Genomic DNA, 21,402 nt, shown 5'->3' with positions numbered 1-21,402 from the left:
CCGTAATGTGAAGCGTAAGTTTGGAGCGGCCTATCAGGAGCTGGTCAACCGTGAATGCCAGGGGCTTCCGCTGGAAGATCAGCTTGCCATCGAACACCAGTTTGATCCGGCGATTCACTCCAATCAGCTGGTCAGGGAGAGCATGGCCGAACAGGGCATTGACCCGCTGGATGGGCAGGGTGCGAGGCAGAAACTGATGGGAATGTTCTGATGAACGGGCTCAGGGATGGTGTGTGGCTGGCGGTGGTCTGGGTTGTGCTGGTGATGATGCTCTGCTGGCACTTTGCGGAGGCGGTCTGATGGCGGAGCTGGCATTGCAGAAAGTTGGGTCGCAGATGCTGGTCCCGGTATCCGACGATGACCAGCGATTTGTTCAGCAACTGAAGACCGGACAGGTGATTCGGGCAGAGTTTCGTAAAGCCCGTAACCCGCATTTTCACCGCAAGTTCTTTGCCCTGCTGAAGCTGGGTTTTGATTACTTTGAGCCGCAGCCATACCGGATGGAAGGAACGGATCAGTGGTTCACGCCGGAGAAAAACTTCGATGAGTTTCGTCGCTGGGTGACCGTTAAGGCGGGATTTTATGACGTAATCGGGTACCCGGATGGCGGTGTCCGGGTTCGTGCCAGAAGTCTGAAGTTTTCCAGCATGAGTCAGGAGCATTTTGAGCAGTTGTATTCCACGGCGCTGGATGTGTTGCTCCAGTATGTGCTTCATCCGGGGCGGGGCTGGAGTCGGCACAAGGTGGAAGCCCTGGTGGAAAGGTTTATCAACTTTGCGTAGGAGGGAAAGGAATCCATGAGATACCTGTCGTTATTTTCGGGGATTGAAGCGGCGACGGTCGCCTGGCATCCATTGGGGTGGACGCCGGTGGGTTTTGCCGAGATCGAACCGTTCCCCTGTGCCGTACTGGAACACCACTACCCCGATGTACCCAACCTTGGCGGGCGTGACGGAGATCACGGAAGCCATGATCAAGCAACTCGGCCCTATCGATCTGGTGGTGTTTGGCAGCCCCTGTCAGGACTTATCGGTGGCCGGTAAACGAAAAGGATTTGACGGTGAACGATCAGGACTCTTCTTCGCAGCAATACAGATTATTCGGTGGGCGCGCAAACACGGCAACTGCCGCTTTGCACTCTGGGAAAACGTGCCCGGTGCCTTCAGCAGTAACCAGGGCAAGGACTTTGCTGAAGTATTGCGATTACTTACTGGCACTGACCAGTCATGTGCAGAAAAGTGGCGCTACGCTGGAGTTTCATTCGGTAAGGAAGGGCTTGTTGAATGGCGGGTGTGTGATGCTCAATTTTATGGAGTACCCCAACGTCGTCGAAGGGTCTTTGCTCTGGCAGATTTTGGAGACTGGACCCGTCGGGAGCCGATTCTATTTGAGTCCGAAAGCCTGCTCCGGGATTCTGAACCGGGCGCAGAAGCGTGGGAAGAGCCTGCCTCCCCAGCTGGAAAAAGCATTGAGGCAAGGTGGCCTCACGGGAAACCTGAGTGCCTACGATATGACTGCCTTTGGTCAGTACGGCCCTGGTAAAACATCCTCGACGTTAAAGCAGCGGGATTACAAGGATGCCACGGATCTGGTGGTGTTTGAGCCCGGTGCCATGTCGCGGTTGGGTGGCCACTGGTCATCAGAGTTATCACCCTGTCTTCGTGCACATATGGGCGATAACCATCCGACCATCGCCTTCAATCCGAAAGATGATCCGGTTCATTCCGAAACCGTGGTCATGACGTTACAGGCACAGGGCAATGGTTTGAGTGCCGCCGTGGCGATACCAATTCATGATCAGGCTACTCGGCATTCGGGCAAGCGAGGAGAGCATCAGGACGGCAAAGGGAATGGTCTGGGCATCGGACAGCCCGGTGACCCCATGAACACATTAACTGCCGGTGATAAGCATGCGGTGGCCAGTACCTCCAGCGGTGAAGCTGAGTTAGCCATACGACGATTAACACCGGTTGAATGTGAACGTTTGCAGGGTTTTCCGGACGGGTACAGTGCTATCCCGTGGAAGAACAAACCGGCAGAAGAGTGCCCGGATGGCCCAAGGTACAAGGCTTTGGGTAACTCGATGGCTGTTCCGGTCATGCGCTGGATCGGAAATCGTATCCAGACTGCACTGAGTTAGGAGAACGCCATGTACTTTGCTTTGGAACCGGCCCTGATGCGGATCTTTGGAACGCCGGAGCTAATGATAAAAACGGCGAGCTGGCAACGGGATATTAACGCAGGTTATCGAAAGACCTCCATTGCTCCAGAGTATCGGAGTACCCGGGATGAGCGACTGGGTGATGATGGTATTAACAAGGGAGACCTGCGGGAAAGAATGCAGCCGGAACTCTTTGCCCTTCTGACGATTCGGTATGACGATAATCAGGCAAACCGTTCCAGTGCATGGTTACAGGTGGTTCATCTTTTCAGGAGCAATGAACGGATACCAAGGGCAATCCGCAAGAATCCGGTAATGCTTGCTCTCTATCTGATGTGGTTACTGCAGTATCCTGATATGCAGCAGAAGCGAGGCAAGGTTGAGATTACTGGAAAAAGCCGTAAGACACTTTACCGCTGGCGTATTGCCTGTGAGGACGTGTGCAGCGAATGGATCAGATTGGCAGAGGATCAGGCGGAGGAGTTGTTGGAAAAGGCAGGTGCTATTAGGTATGAAAATTAATGCGATTAAGAGCCGTTTCTGATTGTGACTACACTCTGATCAAACCATCGGACTAACAAGGAGCGGTAATGAAGAGTACCGAAGAGGCCAGTCAATTCTCTGTTAGACTGCCCCTTGATATTAGAATGCGTATGCAAAAATCTGCAAAACGAAAAGGGCGTTCATTGAATGCTGAAATTGTTACCCGTCTGAATTACATGCTAGATATGGAAGATGATGGTGATTGTACGCTTGGTGATGAAGTGTTTGATGTGGAGACTATAGGGAATTTAATGGATGAGTTAAAACGACTCAGATCACGTATTGAATATGTTTGCAGTGAACAATATCAGCATGATCTAGCAGATGCTGTGATAAATATCATTAAAAGTCGTTTTTAGTACTCTTGACTAAAAATGACCCACAAAGTACGGTAAAAGCTCAGGCTGGGAAAGTTCCAGATCATTCACTTCCCCGTTGCTTGAATCCTTCAAAGAAACTCGGCTCTCATCGCCGGGTTTTTAGTATCTGTCACTCCCAAACTGAACCACTATAAAAAAGGGGCTTCATGTTTCACTTTTCCGCTTCGTCCAGGCGACATTTGTCGACTTGGTACGCCCGGCATGGGCATGAACTGATGGGGTGAAAGTCCCCTGTGGGAGAACCTACATCTGACTGGCGGTAAAGACGCCTGCTGATGACAACCACTAGCTTAAGGCAAGTGCAGTCCCGCGAGGGGCTGTGCGGAGGCAGTCTGAGTGCAAAGGTGCGAGCCGACGTACAGAAATCGCATATAAGGCTGAGTCTCTGGGCGAGTGAGCCAAGGATCACAAAGCCCTATGGTTCGTGAGACACGGTAAATGCGGCGGTTGTGCACTGAAAGTTCATGTCCTTATCCGGGGAGATCTGTTCAACATGCGATTGGTAATTCCCAGCTCTCAGCCACTGGTTACAACAGGCTCGGCGAACAGGTCTCATCATCCTGTTCGAGCAAACCCGATGGCAACCAATAGCGCCAGCAGAGGTAACTCCGCGTGGTGATTGGACAGAAGTCAGCAGAGGCCATAGTAGCTGTACGACAGAAGCCATTAACGGATGGGAAGTCGTTAGCGAAGGGCCGAACATCGACGACAAAGAGGAGACTGATTCCCTCAAGGCGATGCAGCCGTCCGGCGACTCACCGTACTTGGCGACAGAATCTTTAACCAGCTTTGAACCATGATCTACTAAATTGCGTACTTGAACCGGCTAATCTGGCAAGTGCATGGAAACAGGTCAAAAGCAACAAGGGTGCTCCGGGTATTGATGGAGTCACTATTGAAGCTTATCCAGACTTTGCCAAACAGCATTGGCCTTCAGTGCGTCAAGCCTTATTGGACGGAACCTACCAGCCATCACCCGTGCGCCGACATGTTATAGAAAAGCCGGACGGCGGTGAGCGTTTGCTGGGAATCCCTACCGTGATGGATAGGGTCATACAGCAGGCCATTGTGCAGGTGCTGACCCCTGTCTTTGATCCGGGTTTCTCTCCAAACAGCTTCGGCTACCGACCGGGACGGTCAGCACACGACGGAGTCCGTCAGGTTAAGCAGTTGATCAACCGGGGGCTTCATTACGCTGTTGACGTTGATCTGAGTAAATTCTTTGATACGGTTAATCACGACGTTTTGATGTCGAGGGTCTCCCGTAAGGTCCGCGACAAACGCCTTCTGAAACTGATTGGTAGCTACCTGCGCTCCGGTGTCATGATTGAGGGCAATGTCTACCCGACCAGGGTTGGCATGCCACAGGGTGGGCCTTTATCACCCTTGCTGTCTAATGTGGTCCTCGACGAACTCGACAAGGAGCTTGAATATCGGGGTCATTGCTTTGCAAGATACTGTGATGATTTTGTGATTCTCGTCAAAAGTCAGCGTGCAGGGGATCGGGTGATGCACAGCATTACCCAATTCATTGAACGCAAATTGAAACTGAAGATTAACTCCCGGAAAAGTAAAGTTGTGAAAGCAACAGAAAGCGAATTCCTGAGTTTCACCTTCACAGGGAAGAAAGTTCGCTGGGCCCAGAAGTGTCTGGACCGATTCAAATACCGGATACTCAAGTTGACCAGTCGTCGCTGGGGTGTCTCAATGCAACATCGGTTACGCAAATTGGCACAATATATCCGGGGTTGGATGGGGTATTTCCGGTTATCGGAATATCACCGACCAATTCCCCTGCTGGATCAATGGATACGTCGGCGAATCCGTTGCTGCTTTCTGAAGCAATGGCGCAAGCCGAAAACCCGTTTTAAGAATCTGGTCAGGTTAGGCGTTGATAAAATTAACGCCGCCAAGATCGCAGCCAGCAGCAAAGGGTATTACCGTCTGAGTAAAACCTATGCGGTACAACAGGCACTGAATAACAGTTACCTCGCGAAAATTGGGCTTGTTTCATTGAAAGACTTATGGATCAGGTTTCACCATCATCGTTGAACCGCCCGGTGCGGACCCGCATGCCGGGTGCTGTGGGGAGGGCTGGAGAAAGACCGGCCCTTACCCGATTGATGAGCGGCTTCAGCGCGTGTTCAATAAGGTGATTGAGCATTACGACTGTACGATTATTTGTGGTCATCGGGAATGAGGCAGCCCAGACGCTGGCGTTTGAAAGTGGTAAATCGGAATTGCAGTGGCCTGACAGTAATCATAACGAGCTGCCCAGTAAGGCGGTGGATGTGATGGCCTATCCCATTAACTGGTTTGATTATCAACGAGCGGCACACTTTGCCGGTTTTGTTCTGGGTATTGCCCAGGGGGATGGGCATCAAACTGCGCTGGGGTGGTGACTGGGATCGGGATGGTGAAATCAGGGATCACCGGTTTAAGGATTACCCACACTTCGAGCTGGTGGACGATGATTAAACTGAACCCGATGGCAGGGGTAGCCAAAGAGCTGATGGGTGGACTTGATGCTTTGTTCACATCCGATGAAGAGCGGGCCAAAGCTGAATCCTCGTTGAATCATCAGTTGCAGCAACCCCATATCCTGCAGGCAATGGCCAACATTGAAGAAGCCAAACATCCCTCGGTCTTTGTCTCTGGCTGGCGGCCTGCACTGGGTTGGCTCTGTGTATTGATTCTTGCCTGGACCTGGATTGTTCGTGATGTAGTGATCATCGGTTTGATGCTTGTGGATAAAGCCGAAGTGGTTCAGCAGTTACCCACAGCGGACACCAGCACGGTGATTACTTTACTGCTTTGTTTGCTGGGCTTGGGAGGTGCCCGGACCTTGGAAAAGCTGAAGGGCGTGGCAAGGAGATAGCCATGGCAGACGAAGAACGGTTCAACCGGATCGAGCAGAAGCTGGATGGCATTACCCAGATCCTGCAGACCCTGGCCAAACACGATGAGCGCATGGTGAACCTTGCTCTTCGGGAAAAGCGCAGTGAAGAACGGCTGGACACCATTGAGAAAGCCGTGCTGAAGAACTCCACCATCAGCAGCGTGATTCAGTGGATCGCGGCCACCACCACGGCAGGCATCATCGCCTTTGCCATCAAGCAGTTTTTTTGACCATGGCCAACCACAGCAAATACAAGCTGGAAATGTGCGAGCAGGTGAAGGCACTGATGAGCACCGGTTTAAGCCGGAAAGCGACCGCTACGGAGATGGGGATCAGCTACAACACATTTCTGTCGTACATCGATAAGCATGAGGAATTTGCTGAAGCTGTGACCCAGGCAGATGTGCTGGCTGAGGTGTTCTGGGAAGAGAAGTACATGCAGGGAGCGCTGGGTATGAACAAGGATGTCTCCCCCGCCATGCTGATCATGTACATGAAAAACCGTTACCACTGGCGGGATCGCCATGAGCAGACCGTGGTAGCGGAAAAGATACCGACGCTGGACGAATGGCTGGAAGAAAAGGACGGGTAGCTCCCGGTAAAAAGCCTGCCAGGGAGCGGCTGCTCACCGAGTTTCCGTTCTATGCTCGCAAATGCCTGAAGATCCGCACCAAAAGCGCCAGAGTGATTCGCTTTCAGCTGAACAAGGCTCAGCGGTACCTGGACAGCCGGATCGAAGACCAGAGAAGGCGCACCGGCAAAGTAAGAATTGTGGTGCTTAAGGGCAGACAACAGGGCTGCTCCACCTATACTGAAGGCCGCTTTTACTGGCTGGTGAGCAATCGCAAGGGGTTGCGGGCTTATATCCTGACCCATGAAGCGGATGCCACCGCCAATCTGTTTGATATGGTGCAGCGGTATCACGACAATCAGCCCCCGTTTACCCAGAGGGATCTGAAGAATAAGAGCTCCAAACTGTTGGAGTTCTATCACGACTCCGGGTATCGGGTAGGCACCGCTGGCAATAAAGGAGCCGGTCGTTCATCCACGGCACAGCTGTTTCATGGATCGGAAGTGGCGTTCTGGCCCAATGCGGATGAACACCTGGCGGGTGTATTACAGGCAGTACCCAATGAAAATAATACCGAAGTTATTCTGGAAAGCACTGCTAATGGCGTCGGTGGTGTGTTTTATGATTATGTTATGGACGCTGATGCTGGGCGCGGTGATTTTGAACTGGTGTTTATACCTTGGTTCTGGCAGGACGAGTACCGCAGCGAAGTCCCCGCCGACTTCACGGCCGACACCGACGAACGATACCTGAAGCAGCAGTATGACCTGGATGATCAACAGCTCCAGTGGCGTCGCCAGAAAATCTATGAGCTGAAATCCGAAGACAAATTTAAACAGGAATACCCCTGCAATATCCAGGAGGCGTTTCTGTTTTCCGGTCGCCCGGTGTTTGATCCCAAACACACCGAAGCGGCCAAAGTCGAGTGTTACTCCCCAACCCAGTCCATTGAACTGACCCCCAACGGCATCAACCGGCACAAGCCGGGTTTGCTGCAGATCTGGGAGCATCCCAAACCTGCTACCCAGTATGTGGTGGGATCGGATGTGGCGGAAGGGCTGGCACCGGCCAATGACCAGCACAAGCACGGTGATTACTCAACCATCGACGTGTGTGACCGTGACGGCTATCAGGTGGCGCACTGGCATGGGCATGTAGCTCCGGACGATCTGGGCAAGATGCTTAATCACCTGGGGCGTTACTACCACAATGCCCTGATCGGCGTGGAGAGGAATAACCACGGTCTCACCACCCTGACCAAACTGAAAGACCTGAAGTACCCCAATCTCTACATGGAAACCACCGTGGACCAGCGAAGCCAGAAGCGCACCAAACGCCTCGGCTGGCAGACCACCACGAAATCCAAGCCACTGATGATCGACCACCTCGCCGCCTTACTGCGGGATGGTGAGAGTGGTATCTGCAACAAGGACACCGTCGCCGAGTGCCAGACCTACGTCATCGAAGACAACGGCGCCACTAATGCCCAGGAAGGCTGCTTCGATGATCGGGTGATCAGCTACGCCATCGCCCAGCAGATGGTGCTCAAACTTCCACGACGGAAGATCAATATCAACGAGCTGAGGTATCGCTCGCCAGGAAAGTCAGCCTACTGATGGAACGGACAATCATTCTTGGCTCTTGTAGGATTTCAGACTGCTACTGGGTTGAACATTGCTGAAGCCCTTTATCTACAAAGGTTGTCAGCATATTGTCCGGTAATGTTGCCCAATCCTTGTTTTTCGTGACCTACAGTCAGTTTTCACTGTAGAGCAGTTCGTAATCAAAATAGAGCCTCATTCTTTTTACCCAGCAGATGGTAGGGAGCTGGCCAGCCATTATGGCCGGACATCGCCTTGAATGGCAGCGACGCAGAGGCAAGAAGGTCAAGTGATGGAACACGGACTGGTAATGGTCGCTACCCCGGATGAGGTGACTCAAGCTGAGATGAACTCTTCTCTGGACAAAGAACGTCGTGAACAGGCCGTGCGGGATGCCTTTGCCGCTGACCTGCAAAGCCGCTGGCAGGGATACCGGGAAGCCCGGCGGGAAGTGGAAGACGAGTGGCTGGAAGCGCTCCGTGCGGTAAAGGGTGAATACGGTTCCGAGCAAGAAAAGGTGATGGAAGAGCAGCAGGCGTTAAGCCGGGTGTTTATCAAGATCACCGCCACCAAGGTCAATGCCGCTTATTCTCGACTGGTGGATCTGCTGTTTCAAAACGTGGACAGTTTCTGGGATATTGTGCCCAGCCCAATGGCCGACATTCCGGCGTCGATTAAACGACAGATCCGTATGATGGCCATTCAGGAACTGCTCCCCTATCGACTTGATCCCCACACCCGTAACCAACTCATCCAGGAACGAAACGATGAGATGGAACGGGCACTGATGGCCGAAGCACTGGAACGCGCCAACGAAGCCGCTATGAAAATGAAGCGGTTGATCAAGGACTACCTGATCAATGCCAACGCGCTCACCGAAATAAAAAAGATGGTGAAGGAGCAAGTCACCCTTGGCACTGGCTGTATCAAGGTGGCCACGTTGAATATCCGTAACCATGAGAAGTGGGAGAGCGAGGGTGATGAGTGGAAACTGATCGAGCGCCAGAGCATTGAGCCGGATATTGAATGGGCCAGTGTCTTTGATCTGTTTCCCGATCCCTATTCCCACGATCCCGGCAAGCCCAACGATCTGTTCCGCCGCCATGTGCTGACCAAACATGAGCTACGGGAACTGGCAGGCAGTCACGGTTTTGAGACCGAGACCATTCACGCCATTCTGATGGAGTCTCCCCAGGGGAACCATGTCCCTGAAGATTACGAACGGGAGCTGCGTAATATCAACGACAACGATGAGCAGCATGTGACACCCAACCGTTTTGATGTCCTCGAGTACTGGGGGCCGGTGGATGGCCAGCAGCTGCAGGAGTATGGGGTTGGTGATATTGATGAGCAGGCCGAGTACCAGGCCAACATCTGGATCTGCGATGGCCGGATGATCATGGCACGGCTCAACCCGTTGAAGCCGGAAGCGATCCCCTACAAGTTTGTTCCCTACGAAAGTGTGCTGCACCGGTTCTGGGGCATCGGCATCCCCTATATGATGAACGATAGCCAGGATGTGATGAACTCCACTGGCCGGGCGCTGCTGGACAATGCCGCCCTCACCGCTGGCCCCATGTTTCAGATGGATGTGAGCAAATTTCCGGAAGGCATGAGCCTGGAAGATGCCAAGAAAATTTACCCCTACCGACTCTGGTTTTATGACGGTGAAGCCGGTGAAGGTCCGATGATTCAGGCCATCAATATCCAGAGCAACCAGAAAGACCTGTCCGGCATCTTTGAACTGTTCCGACGGTTTGCGGATGAAGAAACGTCCCTTCCCAGTTACACCCATGGCGAACAGACCCAGAGCCTGAACAAGACCGCCAGCGGCATGAGCATGCTGATGACTGCTGCCAATGTGGCTCTGAAAAGCGTGGTGAAAAACATTGACGACTACGCCACAGTCCCCCTGATCGATAGCCTGTTTAATTTCGCCATGCGCTGGAGTGACAGTGAAGACGCCAAGCGAGGCGATCTGGATGTGGTAGCGATGGGCAGTGCGGCACTGGTGGCCAAAGAGCTGCAATCGGAACGGATGATGAATGCCCTGAATGTCAGTATGAACCCGGTACTGGGGCCGATGACTGACCACCGCTATCTCTATAACGAATACCTGAAGTCCTTGGATATTGACACCGATAAGGCACTGCGACCGGAGGAAGAACTCTATGCACAACCTGATGCACATGAGCAGGGAGGAAGCGGAGGCGATCAGCGCCCTGGTCAATCAGGCCAGCTATCAGGAAATGAAAGCGTACCTCGTCCGTCGCAAAACCTTACTGTTGGACAAGCTGGTCCGCGCATCGGAGGTAAAGGATATCCGGCGGTTGCAGGGCCGGATCAACGAACTGGATGACATTATTTATCTGCCCAAGCGGGCTGACCGGGTGATAAACCCGAACGAATAAGTCAGATTTTAGGGGCTGTGCGGATAAAGTATTTACTAGCTATACTTACTATTAGTATTAACGGAGGTGGGTATGGCTAAAACTCGAACAACTGTCACCATTGATGAAGACCTGCTTGCAGAAGCCCGGTCGCTACCGGTACCGCCATTGTCCAACCTGTTTGAAGAATCCGTCAGGGCTGCGGTGAAAAAAGCCCGTGAGCAGCAATGGCTTGAAGAAAACCGGGAAGCGATTGCCGAATACAACAAACGGATAGAAAAGGAAGGCACATTTAGCGAGAAGTACGGAGCCTGGCGTGATGAATCAGTATGATGTTTATCAACTGGACCATCTTAAAGTGGTGGTTCTGCAGCACCCCTTTGTACAAACACCTACCGTGGTGGTGGCCCCGTTACTCACTACAGAGCAGGTTGTCAGGCCCCTGACAGGGTTGATGCCTGCTGTGGGGTTGAATGGCACAACGATGGTTATTGATTTACCGGCACTGGCCGCTATCAAGCGAACACTGTTACGCAAGTGTATCGCTAACCTGGACAAGGACCGGCTAACTATAGTGTCGGCAATGGATTTATTGTTCAGCGGATTTTAGATGCAACGAATTTAAGTAACGCGAACCGCCTGATCTGGCGGCTTTTTTATGCCCAGAGATGGGTGGTAGGCCGGGAATGCACAACACAACTGCGTGGATGCAGGAGTTAGCGCAATGAAAGGAGCAGTTGCCGAGGTGCAATTCCCGGTTAATGCCTGAAAGAACATGGACAAGCCCCGAGCCCCACGGACTTTCACAGGCGCAACCAACGTGGACAAGCCAGAGCCCTCAGGGGTTCAGAGTGCCCCACAGGGAGAGTGAAGATGGCCATTGATGCCGAAAAACTGGATCAGGAAACCGATGCCGAACTGGCAGCCCTTATGGGTCTGACTACGGACGCCCCTGCCGCTTTTGCAGAGCAAGAGGACGAGCAGGACAAGCAAACCGATCAGAACCCGCCCGCTGATGAGCTGTCTCTTGATCACAAATAGCTACCTTGTTCTATCATTTCTCACTGATAAAACAGGTCATGCTTCCACTTTCTCCTAAACCATGGTCAGAACTAACTTTTGGATGTGCTGATTTGGGCGATACTCGACGTACAAAACGACTTGTCAAAGTTGCTGCCGAGCTTTCAGCTCATACCGGTAATTCTTTGTCATCTTCATGCGAAGGTTATACCGCACTGGTAACTGGAGCTTACCGGCTGATTGAGAATGAGGCCGTAAAGCCTGAAGCAATAGCTGAGGCAGGCTTTCAGGCAACTGCCAAAATAGCGAGACAGTCTCGCCTACTTCTGGCTCTCGAAGATACAACAACCCTGGGTTATAAACATGCTGTCAGATCCGAGCTTGGTGATCTTGGAGGTCCTGAAGGCTCTAAAACCAGAGGATTCCACGTCCACTCTGTCTTCTTGGTTGATGCGGATACAGAGCGAAGCATTGGGCTTATTGATCAAGAACGATGGGTTAGAGAGGACGTTCAGCGGGGGAAAAAGAACCAACGTCGTCAGCTACCTTACGAGGGAAAGGAAAGCTTTAAGTGGCAAAGAGCCTCTGAAAACACAGAACAAAGGATGGGGGGTAAAATGCCTGACATCATCAGTGTTTGCGACCGGGAGGCGGATATATACGAATATATGCACTACAAACTGGATAACCGACAGCGGTTTGTTGTAAGAGCTACACAAAACAGAATCCTGGTAGATGGCGAACTCTTATTATTTGATTCCTTAGCTCAGACTGAAGTGTTGGGGAAATATACGATAGTGGTTCCTCAAAAAGGAGGTAGAAAGAAGCGAAAGGCAACGCTGCAGGTCAAAAGAAAGAAGATGACAATACAGGCGCCGCAAAGGCCAGGCGGCAGGCCGGAACCGGTAACTATGAATATTGTGTCGGCTGAAGAGATTGGCAATGACTCCGAAGACCGTTTGCACTGGGTACTATTGACAACTGAAGATATTGAAACATTCGAAGACTGTCGCTCTATCATTCGATTTTACGAGCTCCGATGGCGAATAGAAGAGTTCCACAAGGCTTGGAAATCGGGAGCAGGAGTAGAAAGGCTTCGTCTGCAATCTCCGGATAACATTGAACGACTTGCGGTCATATTAATGTTTGTCGCTGTCAGACTAATGCAAATCCGTGAAGCATTAATGTTACCGAATGACAGGCAGCACAAAGACAGAAAGCTTTGGAGTGAAAAAACACTCGCGAATGAGGTGGTCAGTGATGATGAATGGCAGGTTCTCTGGCTAACCTATGAAAAAAAAGCGTTGCCCGATAAGCCGCCAACAGTCACTTGGCTGCTTCAAACGATTGCTCGGCTTGGTGGTTGGGGTGATTCAAAGCATACAGGGCAGCCCGGCTGGTTAGTGGTATGGGAAGGCTGGGCGAAATTGCAGGATCGGGTAAAAACCTGGCAGATAGCCCGGCAGTTCAGCGCTGGAGAGATGTGATCAAGAGTCAGGCTGATGAGCTACCCCCGCCACCCGAACCGGAGTCGGACGCTGATGACGAACCGTCAGAGCCGCCTGCTCCAGCATCCAATCACGATAACGGTGAAGACTGGCAGGACAAGTACACCAAGGCGGAAGAGTCCCGCAAGAATGCCCATGCCCTGATGACCCAGGCCACCCAGAAAGCCGCTGATCTGGAGCGAAGCAATACCGAGCTTCAGCAGCAGATGGCGCTGCTGAAGGCCAAGGTGGATCTGCTCAGTCAGCAGGGTACCGCTCAGCCAAACAGTGAGCCAGAGCCGTCCGACCAGTTCCAGGAACTCCGCAAGGACTACCAGGAGCTGGACCCGGTGTTCAACAAGCTGGATGAGTCGGAACAGCTCAACCGCAAACTGGAACAGCGGCTGGCCGCCATTGAGAAGGCAAGGCAGGAACAGGAAGCGGAGCGGGCACAACAGGCATTCTGGAACAAGTTGCGCAGTCTGCATCCCGATGTAGAGCAGGTCTCCGCCAGTGAGGATTTTAAAGGCTGGTTTGCACGACAAACGGCTGATGTTCAGGAGTTGAGTCGTGTCAGCCCACTGGGTGCAGCGCAGGTCATGAGTCTCTATAAAGAGGCCGCAGGTGTAAACAAGCCTGCACCGAAACCGGCACCCGATCCAGTACAGAAAATGCAGCAGGCAAAGCAGCTGAGTGAACCGCCGGTGCGGACCCACTCAGTCCCTAAAACCCGGGGGCACCAACCGACCCTGACGCTGGAACAGATTGCGGCCATGCCGCAGAAAGAGTTTAACGACAATGAAGAAAAACTCGACAAGATTCTGGCCCAGTGGATCAAGCAGGGAGGTCGCCTCTGAGGGGAGCGTTTAATCGTCGTCGTATAACCGCTTCCCGTGATTCAAAGGACTTGAATCATGGCAACGACCACATTTCCAACGGGGGCTATGGCCAATGCCCTGTCCGTTATTTACTCCAAGAAACTCAACGCCAAGTTCTATAAACGAACCGTGTTGTCTGCTATCTGCAACACTAACTGGGAAGGCGAGATCCAGTCCGAAGGCTCCAAGGTAGTAATCCGTACCCGCCCCGATATTACGGTCGCGGATTATGATCGTGCCGTTGGGGTTGAGTACCAGGATCTGGAACCACCCAAAGTGGAAATGCCCATCGACAAGACCAAGTACTACGCCTTTGTGGATGACTACATCCAGAGTGTCCAGTCCAATATCGAGCTGATCAACGAGTCTTCTGCGGATGCAGCGGAAAACGTGAAGATCGCGGTAGACGGCGATGTACTGGGGAATATCTACACCGATGTGCATCCGGACAACAAGATCGACGGCGGTGGTACCGGTGTGGTGGTGGATAAGACCAATGTGCTGGATTACATCGTCGATATGGGCACGCTGCTGGACGAGAAGAACATTCCCGAGTCCGACCGCTGGCTGGTACTGCCACCCTGGGTGTGCGGGATGATCAAGAAGTCCGAGCTGAAAGACGCGTCTTTAGCCGGTGATGGTACTTCCATCGTGCGTAACGGACGACTGGGGATCATCGACCGGTTCACGCTGTATTGCAGTAACAACCTGGCCACCGCGTCGGGGGTGACCCAGTGCCTGGCGGGCGTGAAAGATTTTGCCGGGTTTGCGTCGCAGTTTATCAAGCATGAATCGCTGACGCTGGAGAAGCACTTCGGCATGGGGCATCGTGGCCTGCAGGTTTATGGCTACAAGGTGCTGAAGCCGGATGCTGGTGTTCTGCTGGCAGCGAAGCGTTCTTAATTTTTTCGTTGCCCGCCTCCCGCTGCCCGCCACCCGTAAAAGCACGACGAGTTTAGTCTTTTGCGGGGTGCGGGCGGCGGGTAGCGGGAAGCGTTTTTCAGAGGAGCTGAAAAAATGGCATTTAACCTGGAAACCTGCCGTAGCAAGGACGAACTGGAATCCTTTGCCCGGCAGATGTTTAACGTGGAGCTCGATAAGCGCAAGAAGCTGGATGAGTTAAAAAACGAAATACGTCAGCTGATGAACGGTGGTGAGCCACTGGAGCAACCGGAAGAGCAGGAGGCATTGGAAGAGCCAGGCATGGCTGAGGTGCCCACCGCGTTGGAACAGCCAGTACCATCACCACAATCATGTCACCGAAAGCCGCTGCGATTTGTGCTGAACAAGAACAACCATAGCGTCTTTATCTACAACCCGAGGCTGAAGAAACGAATAGGCGTGGATCTGGAGTTCTGTGATCAACAGGGTAACCGGCTGTAGGTGATGAAGGTTACTGCTATTATCCAGCGGGTTCGTGACCTGCTTCAGGACAACACGGCCGTTCCCCGCTGGACCAATGCCAACCTGCTGGATGCCTATAACGAGGCACTTCTGGCGGTGGTGCAGAACCGGCCTGATGTGAACTCGCAGCTCCTGCCCTTTACCTGTCAGGCGCAGGCGGTACAGTCACTGCCGCCTGGCACTTACCGGTTGCTGGATATTGTGGACAATCCATCCACAGGCAGAACAGTGATCGCCACCACCCGCAGCAGCCTCGATAGCCTGTTGCCCAACTGGACGACAGCCACCGGTTCGGATGTGGAGCAGTATGTCTACGACCAGAAAAGTCCGTCCGTGTTTTATGTGTACCCTGTGCCCCTGGCGGATCACCCGCTGAACCTGCTGGTCAGCCAGGCACCCGCACGAATAGCCATTACCGATTTTGACATCGACACTCAGTTATTCAGTCTGGATGAGCTGTGGATCAACCCGGTGATCAACTACATGCTGTTCCGGGCATTCAGCATGGATATGGAGACAGAGGCCAATATGCAGCAGGCCAAGAGTTATCTGGCCATGTTTGCTAATGATCTGGGGCTAAAGTGGAACGTGGATCAACTGTTCCGGCAGATGCTTCAGGGTAAGGTGGAGGGTTAGTGCTTTTTCTCTTTGGCTTTCTTGTCATGGAAGTGCAACCAGATGCCAAATATTAGCATCGGCACGGCAAACATAGCAGTGACAAGCAGGTATTGATCACCCGTATCCATAATCAACTCTCCAACTGATAGCCAAAGTAGATGCAGCCGAGCACCAGTGCAAAGCCCAAAAATTCCAATTCCAACAGGTGAGCAGGTTCGTTAAGCACGGGACCGATCATGCACAGTGCCAGTGGAACCTTTACTAGATCGTAGAACAGTTTGGACAAACTTTCTCGCTGTTTTGTATTCATTATTCACACCTTTGTACTTCTTATTAAGTTTTCCCAAGGACAGCATAGACCATGGAACTGGACGCTTACCTTTCCCGCATACGCCCGTATGCCAAGGGCTGCCCGGATCAGGTGATTCGTAATTACCTGATCATTACCCTGCGGGATATTTGTTACCGGGCTAATATCTGGCGGCACAGTGACAAGCTGTTTATGGTGAAGGGCATTGAGGACTACACCCTGACCGCCCCCGCTGGCAGTGAGATCGCCACGGTGCAGAACCTCCTGCGGGAAGACGGCACCCGACTGGAAAGCCGCGATCTGCTGCCGCCTTACCTCTCTTCCGGTACCCCTTATTACTACCGCCATGTTGAAACCACCGCACTGCAAGTTGCTCCGATCCCTGACAAGAATGTCATGCACAATATTGAGCTGACCCTGATGCCAGCCTTTGACGCGACGGAAGTGCCGGACGAAGTGGGCAATCTGACCCTTGAGTTCGCCTGCTGGGGCGTACTGGCGGATTTGCAGATGATGCCCGATGAGCCCTGGACCAACCCGCAGCTTGCAGAGGTCAACCGGCAGAAGTACGAACGGGAGCTGAATAAAAAACGCATCCGTGGACTGGTGGGCGTCAGTGGTGGTGAGCAGTCGGTGACCCGCAGGCGTTTTGTCTGATGGCCATTCCCGCTTCCACTACCCTGCCTGCCTTTATCCGGGGTGACAGCTATTCCGTGCCGGTGTCGTTCAGTGGTGAGGATGGCACGTCGCTGGACCTGACCGGATGGACGCTGATCTTCACTCTGAAGTTTCACCGGATGCAGCCGGATGACGAAGCCGTGCTGCAAAAACGGATGACAGTATCCGGCACGACGGCGGTGATGTACCTGGCACCGGAAGAGACCAATGAGCTGACTCCCTACCGTTATGAGTTTGATGTCCAGGTCACCACGCCTGATGGTCAGGCGGTGTCGACAGTGGCCATCGGAACGGTTGTCGTTCAGGCAGGCGTCACCCACGCATTGAGATAGGAGCCCGCGATGGCCAACGAGACGACGGTGGTCGCCACCCTTGGTAACGGCGTGGCCGTGGTGGCTGCCCAGCAGCAGAGCATTGCCGAAGACCGGCAGGCGATCGAGGAAGCCCTGGCCACGGGGTTGCCACAGATCGAAGAGGCTGTGGGGCGTGCCGATGCCCTGTCCAGCTCGCTGTGGGCGATGACCACGGAAATCCGGCAGCTCAACAGCGACATCACCCAGCACCATGACGATATCCAACGCTGGCACGATTCCCATGAGGCCGACAAGTTGCAACTGACCGCCATGAAAAACGAGATGGAGGTATTGCATGACTCGGTGGCAGACCTGGTGGACCAGAGCCCTGCTGCCAATGTAAATGGCGGTTATTTCTGACCGCTTTCTTTCAATACCCAAAGGATTTGGAGTTGCTACGCGGCGGCAAGCGAGCGAAGCCTTGGGAGCATAGAAATACTATGTGACCAAGGAGAGTGAATGCAGCCAACAAAGTAGCAACTTCAAAGGCGACGGGTATAAACCGTCATAGATAGACAGGAGCGTCAACCATGGCGAACACCATTCAGATTAAACGCAGTGCCATTACCAACACCCCGGCCAGCCTGGCGGAAGGGGAGCTGGCCTACTCGGAGGCCTCCGGGTATCTGTTTATCGGTGAAACCGATGGCTCCGTGACCGCCGTTGGCGGTGAAACGGTGGTCACCAAGCTGGCCGGGATCGACGATAACGCTAATAACTACAGCCTGCCTACGGCCTCGGGAGCCACCCTGGGTGGTATCAAGGTGGGTACTGGCCTGGCCATTGATGGTAGTGGTGTACTGACCGCTACCGGATCAGGCGGATTGAATGAGGCGCAGGTGGATGCCCGGGTTCAGCTCGGTGTGGATGCCATTGTGGCCGGAGCCCCGGCAGCGTTGGATACCCTGAATGAACTGGCGGCGGCACTGGGGGATGATCCCGACACCATCAGCAACCTGACCACCCAGATCGGCACCAAACTGGCCAAATCCTCCAACCTGGCGGATCTGACCAACGCCGCCACTGCCCGGAGTAACCTGGGGCTGGACAGCATGGCGCTTCAGTCAGCGGCCAGTGTCACCATTACCGGTGGTTCGGTGAACGGTGTGGTGCTGGATGGTGGCACCTTCTGATCCGGCAGCAACCAGAGGAATGGGCCTGTGTCCAACACCATCAAACTGAAAAGCTCGGCGACCCCGGGCAAGGTCCCGCTGTCGTCCGATCTGGCGTCGGGGGAGGTGGCGATCAATACCGCCGATGGCAAGCTGTTCGCGCTGGTGGGTGGGGTGGTGACCTCATTAACCGCGCCACCGGATCATATTCACACCATTGCTTCAGTAGAGAGCCTTCAGGACATTATTACCGATCTGACCGCACGGATAGAGGCATTGGAGAGCCAGGGCAATAATGCAGAGGAAGAGGATATGAAACTGCTCAGTACAGTATCCCAGTCGGGTGTTTCAGAAATGGTGCTGGACATCGGTTTTGATGATGCGCTTTATGGCGGGTATCAGCTGGTCATTAATAACCTCGGGATTGATGACAACGGTGACTACCGGGAGAAAAAACTGGGCATGGCCTTTAAGCAGTCCGATGGCTCCTGGGTAACGGGGTACGGCTGGGCCAATACCTCGGTGATCAAGAGTGACGGGTATACGCTGTCGGGTGGCCAATACTCCGGCTATGCCCTGGTGAATGGTGAGATGGAGTCGGTCTTTCTGTCCGGGACGATGACGGTGTCCGTGAACCCGAATGGTAAAGGTTCCTTCACTGCGCATCTGGACAGTGGCAACGGTGACCAGTACATCACGGCAACCCTGTCGGCACCGGTGAGTGGCTCGATCACGGGCATCAAGTTCTACGCGGAAGCCATGAACCAGAACAAACTGGTGGGCACGGTTTCGGTGTACGGACTGAAAAAATAACCCACCATGAAACTCGATATCACCTCCTTTACCGGCGAAGTCCCCTGGCTTGACAGTCATCTCCTGGAAGATACCCAGGCGGAGGCAGCCATTGACTGTCGTTTAACTAATGGCAGTCTGCGAGCCTACTATCAACTTGCTGATGTACAGGCCCTGAGTGCAACGCCGAAGTCCATCTACCTGTACCGCAACGAAGGCAACCGGTACTGGTTTGACTGGACAGAAGACGTGGACGTGATCCGTTCCCCCGTGGCCGATGACCCCAATAACCGGGTCTATTACACCGGTACGCTGAAAGGTCCCCGCTACACCGATAATGGTCTTGCCCTGAGTGGTGGCAGTGACTATCCGGTCAATGACCATCAACTGGGGATGCCGGAGCCGGATGTGGCACCCGTGATGACTCTCAGTGGCACACCGCTTGAAGATGCTCAGGCAGTGGACGCCGAAACCCGCTTCTATACCTACACCTGGGTGGATGAGAACGGACGGGAAGGGCCGCCATCGCTGCCTTCTGGTGAGATCGTGGTGAAGCCCGGTGAGACTGTCAACCTGACGTTGGCTTCAGGGCCGGGTGCGGTTGACATGAACATTACCCACTTCAGGGTTTACACCAGTACGCAGGTGGGCGTGTATCAGCTCTGTACCCAGATAAACAACAATGGTTCGGTGGTCACCGATACCCCGGTGGGCGTCACCAGCGTGGTGGATCAAACCCCGATGGATCAGCGGGGCGGCATCCTGAAAACCATCGGCTGGATCGCGCCACCCAATGACCTGCAAGGCATGGTGGTGCTGCCCGGTGGTGTTGCCGTTGGATTCTCCGGCAAGGAGCTGATGTTCAGCGAGCCTTACCATTTATACGCATGGCCAGCGGCTTACCGGCTGGCGGTGGAATATGAGATACAATCACTGGCGGTGGCCGCCAACAGTGTGATCATTGTCACTGACGGTTATCCCTATGTGGCCTTTGGTACCGAGCCCAGTGCCATGACCCTGGAACGGCTGGATACGGCCCATGCCTGCATCAGCAAACGCAGCATGGTGGATATGGGGGATATGGCACTTTACGCCTCGCCGGATGGGTTGGTTCGTATCTCTGGTGGTCGTGCCGACCTGATGACCCGCAACATCATCAACCCTGAAGACTGGCGGGAATGTTTTCAGCCAGACACTATCCACGGCTGCTTTCACGATGGCCGGTACTTTGGCTTCTATGGCGACAGTGTTGACGGCGGTGGTTTCATATTCAGCCCCGACAGCGGTACCTTTACCGAACTCGGCACTTACGCCGATGCCTGTTACCGTGATCTTCAGGATGACACACTCTATCTGGCCATTGGTGACACCATCAAAGCGTGGGACAAAGGCTCTGAGCTGATGCCCTACCGGTGGCGCAGCAAAGTATTTCAGGGGAAGCCTGCCCTGTTCAGTTCAGCAAGGATCATGGCCGACAGCTACACCGATCTGGTGTTGCGGGTATTCCGTGACGAACAACAGATACTGGAACTGCTGGTCACTTCGGACAGAGGCTTCAGGCTCCCCGCAGGCCGTGGCAGCCGCTGGCAGTTTGAGCTGGAAGGCACCGACACCGTGACTGCCGTAATTGTCGCCAGCTCCATGGCGGAGCTTTAAGGCAGCCAGTGAGCAACATCTGCACGTTGATGCAAGATACGCAGGATATCAGGACGATGATCAATCAATTGATAGAAAATAAGATGGGAACCGATGGGTATACTGTAGCAGCCAGGCTGGATATCCTTGCGAAGCTTACCGGCTTTCGGGTTTTCCGTCAGCCATTCGAAACGATCAACAACCATACGGATATATTGGTCTGCCTGTTCAACGTCCCAGTGATTCAGGGTGTAAAGCCAGATAGACTCAAGATCCTCCCGGGCTCGCTGTCGGAGGCTATACAACTGACTCACAGGTGTTTCCCATGGAAATCGTCCAGCAGAGAGTCCACATTAAAATCATTAACCTCGGGGCTTTCCTGGCCAGCCTTAATCTCTGCCCGAAGCACTTCCAGTTTTGTTTCATCTTCTTCTAACTTGCGAAGGCCCGCCCGTACGACTTCACTGACAGACTGATAACGACCCTGTTCTATTTTTTCAGCGACGAAACGGTCAAAGTGATGTCCCAGTGTTACAGAGGTATTCCGGCTCATGGGCTGCTGCTCCTGTA

The 21,402-nt window shown here is 53.4% G+C and carries 30 protein-coding genes; 27 read left to right on the top strand and 3 right to left on the bottom strand.

The window, feature by feature from the left end:
- Positions 1 to 7 precede the first annotated feature (7 nt).
- From MJO57_RS28290 to MJO57_RS28195, 21 genes are all read left to right on the top strand, one after another.
- Positions 8 to 211, top strand: a complete 204-nt coding sequence (locus tag MJO57_RS28290; RefSeq protein ID WP_252020514.1) for a hypothetical protein — start codon at positions 8 to 10, stop codon at positions 209 to 211.
- Between the two features lie 22 nt (positions 212 to 233).
- A complete protein-coding gene (locus MJO57_RS28285) occupies positions 234 to 782 on the top strand; it encodes a DUF1367 family protein (RefSeq protein ID WP_252020512.1) in 549 nt (182 codons plus the stop codon).
- Between the two features lie 145 nt (positions 783 to 927).
- Positions 928 to 1,542, top strand: coding sequence for a DNA cytosine methyltransferase (locus MJO57_RS33515; protein WP_371924705.1), 615 nt, complete (start codon positions 928 to 930; stop codon positions 1,540 to 1,542).
- Positions 1,511 to 2,140, top strand: coding sequence for a DNA cytosine methyltransferase (locus MJO57_RS28280; RefSeq protein WP_371924704.1), 630 nt, complete (start codon positions 1,511 to 1,513; stop codon positions 2,138 to 2,140). The genes MJO57_RS33515 and MJO57_RS28280 overlap by 32 nt, the downstream gene beginning before the upstream one ends.
- A 63-nt stretch (positions 2,141 to 2,203) precedes the next feature.
- Positions 2,204 to 2,683, top strand: a complete 480-nt coding sequence (locus tag MJO57_RS28275) for a hypothetical protein (protein WP_252020508.1) — start codon at positions 2,204 to 2,206, stop codon at positions 2,681 to 2,683.
- 68 nt (positions 2,684 to 2,751) lie between these two features.
- A complete protein-coding gene (locus tag MJO57_RS28270) occupies positions 2,752 to 3,063 on the top strand; it encodes an Arc family DNA-binding protein (RefSeq protein ID WP_252020506.1) in 312 nt (103 codons plus the stop codon).
- Between the two features lie 810 nt (positions 3,064 to 3,873).
- Entirely contained in the window at positions 3,874 to 5,136 is a 1,263-nt protein-coding gene (gene ltrA / locus MJO57_RS28265; RefSeq protein ID WP_252017357.1) for a group II intron reverse transcriptase/maturase, read from the top strand.
- Positions 5,137 to 5,267: 131 nt separating this feature from the next.
- On the top strand, positions 5,268 to 5,486 hold the full coding sequence (locus MJO57_RS28260) for a hypothetical protein (protein ID WP_252020504.1): 219 nt from the start codon (positions 5,268 to 5,270) through the stop codon (positions 5,484 to 5,486).
- A gap of 11 nt (positions 5,487 to 5,497) precedes the next feature.
- Positions 5,498 to 5,962, top strand: a complete 465-nt coding sequence (locus tag MJO57_RS28255; protein WP_252020502.1) for a 3TM-type holin — start codon at positions 5,498 to 5,500, stop codon at positions 5,960 to 5,962.
- 2 nt (positions 5,963 to 5,964) lie between these two features.
- Positions 5,965 to 6,213: a hypothetical protein gene (locus MJO57_RS28250; RefSeq protein WP_066018154.1), complete on the top strand. Its 249-nt coding sequence runs from the start codon at positions 5,965 to 5,967 to the stop codon at positions 6,211 to 6,213.
- 2 nt (positions 6,214 to 6,215) lie between these two features.
- Positions 6,216 to 6,575 carry a hypothetical protein gene (locus tag MJO57_RS28245; protein WP_252020500.1) on the top strand — a complete coding sequence of 120 codons (360 nt, stop codon included), beginning with the start codon at positions 6,216 to 6,218 and terminating at the stop codon, positions 6,573 to 6,575.
- Positions 6,551 to 8,170, top strand: coding sequence for a hypothetical protein (locus MJO57_RS28240; protein ID WP_252020498.1), 1,620 nt, complete (start codon positions 6,551 to 6,553; stop codon positions 8,168 to 8,170). The genes MJO57_RS28245 and MJO57_RS28240 overlap by 25 nt, the downstream gene beginning before the upstream one ends.
- A gap of 244 nt (positions 8,171 to 8,414) precedes the next feature.
- On the top strand, positions 8,415 to 10,514 hold the full coding sequence (locus MJO57_RS28235; RefSeq protein ID WP_252020496.1) for a hypothetical protein: 2,100 nt from the start codon (positions 8,415 to 8,417) through the stop codon (positions 10,512 to 10,514).
- Between the two features lie 124 nt (positions 10,515 to 10,638).
- The gene (locus MJO57_RS28230) at positions 10,639 to 10,878 is read left to right on the top strand and encodes a type II toxin-antitoxin system CcdA family antitoxin (protein WP_252020494.1); all 240 of its coding nucleotides are present in this window, start codon (positions 10,639 to 10,641) and stop codon (positions 10,876 to 10,878) included.
- On the top strand, positions 10,865 to 11,155 hold the full coding sequence (locus tag MJO57_RS28225; RefSeq protein ID WP_252027132.1) for a CcdB family protein: 291 nt from the start codon (positions 10,865 to 10,867) through the stop codon (positions 11,153 to 11,155). Before MJO57_RS28230 ends, MJO57_RS28225 begins: the two co-directional genes overlap by 14 nt.
- A 263-nt stretch (positions 11,156 to 11,418) precedes the next feature.
- Positions 11,419 to 11,586, top strand: coding sequence for a hypothetical protein (locus MJO57_RS28220; protein WP_252020492.1), 168 nt, complete (start codon positions 11,419 to 11,421; stop codon positions 11,584 to 11,586).
- Between the two features lie 38 nt (positions 11,587 to 11,624).
- Entirely contained in the window at positions 11,625 to 13,052 is a 1,428-nt protein-coding gene (locus tag MJO57_RS28215; protein ID WP_252017676.1) for an IS4 family transposase, read from the top strand.
- Complete coding sequence (locus MJO57_RS28210; RefSeq protein ID WP_252020490.1) at positions 13,049 to 13,909, top strand: hypothetical protein; 861 nt, start codon at positions 13,049 to 13,051, stop codon at positions 13,907 to 13,909. The genes MJO57_RS28215 and MJO57_RS28210 overlap by 4 nt, the downstream gene beginning before the upstream one ends.
- A 57-nt stretch (positions 13,910 to 13,966) precedes the next feature.
- The gene (locus tag MJO57_RS28205) at positions 13,967 to 14,833 is read left to right on the top strand and encodes a hypothetical protein (RefSeq protein ID WP_252020488.1); all 867 of its coding nucleotides are present in this window, start codon (positions 13,967 to 13,969) and stop codon (positions 14,831 to 14,833) included.
- 114 nt (positions 14,834 to 14,947) lie between these two features.
- Positions 14,948 to 15,313, top strand: a complete 366-nt coding sequence (locus tag MJO57_RS28200; protein ID WP_252020486.1) for a hypothetical protein — start codon at positions 14,948 to 14,950, stop codon at positions 15,311 to 15,313.
- 3 nt (positions 15,314 to 15,316) lie between these two features.
- Positions 15,317 to 15,970, top strand: a complete 654-nt coding sequence (locus tag MJO57_RS28195) for a DUF6682 family protein (protein ID WP_252020484.1) — start codon at positions 15,317 to 15,319, stop codon at positions 15,968 to 15,970.
- A 112-nt stretch (positions 15,971 to 16,082) separates the two neighbouring features.
- Here the strand turns inward: MJO57_RS28195 and MJO57_RS28190 are convergent, their stop codons facing one another.
- Entirely contained in the window at positions 16,083 to 16,262 is a 180-nt protein-coding gene (locus MJO57_RS28190) for a hypothetical protein (protein WP_252020482.1), read from the bottom strand.
- A 51-nt stretch (positions 16,263 to 16,313) separates the two neighbouring features.
- Between MJO57_RS28190 and MJO57_RS28185 the strand changes: the two genes are divergently transcribed.
- The 6 genes from MJO57_RS28185 to MJO57_RS28160 all read left to right on the top strand — a co-directional run bounded on the left by MJO57_RS28185 (position 16,314) and on the right by MJO57_RS28160 (position 20,853).
- A complete protein-coding gene (locus MJO57_RS28185) occupies positions 16,314 to 16,919 on the top strand; it encodes a hypothetical protein (protein ID WP_252020480.1) in 606 nt (201 codons plus the stop codon).
- On the top strand, positions 16,919 to 17,272 hold the full coding sequence (locus MJO57_RS28180) for a hypothetical protein (protein WP_252020478.1): 354 nt from the start codon (positions 16,919 to 16,921) through the stop codon (positions 17,270 to 17,272). The genes MJO57_RS28185 and MJO57_RS28180 overlap by 1 nt, the downstream gene beginning before the upstream one ends.
- A 9-nt stretch (positions 17,273 to 17,281) precedes the next feature.
- On the top strand, positions 17,282 to 17,653 hold the full coding sequence (locus tag MJO57_RS28175) for a hypothetical protein (protein ID WP_252020476.1): 372 nt from the start codon (positions 17,282 to 17,284) through the stop codon (positions 17,651 to 17,653).
- Between the two features lie 170 nt (positions 17,654 to 17,823).
- The gene (locus tag MJO57_RS28170) at positions 17,824 to 18,426 is read left to right on the top strand and encodes a hypothetical protein (RefSeq protein WP_066017966.1); all 603 of its coding nucleotides are present in this window, start codon (positions 17,824 to 17,826) and stop codon (positions 18,424 to 18,426) included.
- Between the two features lie 27 nt (positions 18,427 to 18,453).
- Positions 18,454 to 19,218, top strand: coding sequence for a hypothetical protein (locus MJO57_RS28165; RefSeq protein ID WP_252020474.1), 765 nt, complete (start codon positions 18,454 to 18,456; stop codon positions 19,216 to 19,218).
- A 6-nt stretch (positions 19,219 to 19,224) separates the two neighbouring features.
- Complete coding sequence (locus tag MJO57_RS28160; protein WP_252020472.1) at positions 19,225 to 20,853, top strand: hypothetical protein; 1,629 nt, start codon at positions 19,225 to 19,227, stop codon at positions 20,851 to 20,853.
- Here the strand turns inward: MJO57_RS28160 and MJO57_RS28155 are convergent.
- Positions 20,850 to 21,146 (bottom strand): type II toxin-antitoxin system RelE/ParE family toxin, encoded by a 297-nt coding sequence (locus MJO57_RS28155; protein WP_252020470.1) that lies wholly within the window; start codon positions 21,144 to 21,146, stop codon positions 20,850 to 20,852. The genes MJO57_RS28160 and MJO57_RS28155 overlap by 4 nt on opposite strands.
- Entirely contained in the window at positions 21,143 to 21,385 is a 243-nt protein-coding gene (locus MJO57_RS28150) for a type II toxin-antitoxin system ParD family antitoxin (RefSeq protein ID WP_252020468.1), read from the bottom strand. Before MJO57_RS28150 ends, MJO57_RS28155 begins: the two co-directional genes overlap by 4 nt.
- Between the last annotated feature and the right edge of the window lie 17 nt (positions 21,386 to 21,402).

It is taken from the genome of Endozoicomonas sp. SCSIO W0465 (assembly GCF_023716865.1).
In the GTDB taxonomy this organism is placed as follows: domain Bacteria; phylum Pseudomonadota; class Gammaproteobacteria; order Pseudomonadales; family Endozoicomonadaceae; genus Endozoicomonas.
This window is presented reverse-complemented; position numbering and strand designations above follow the sequence as displayed.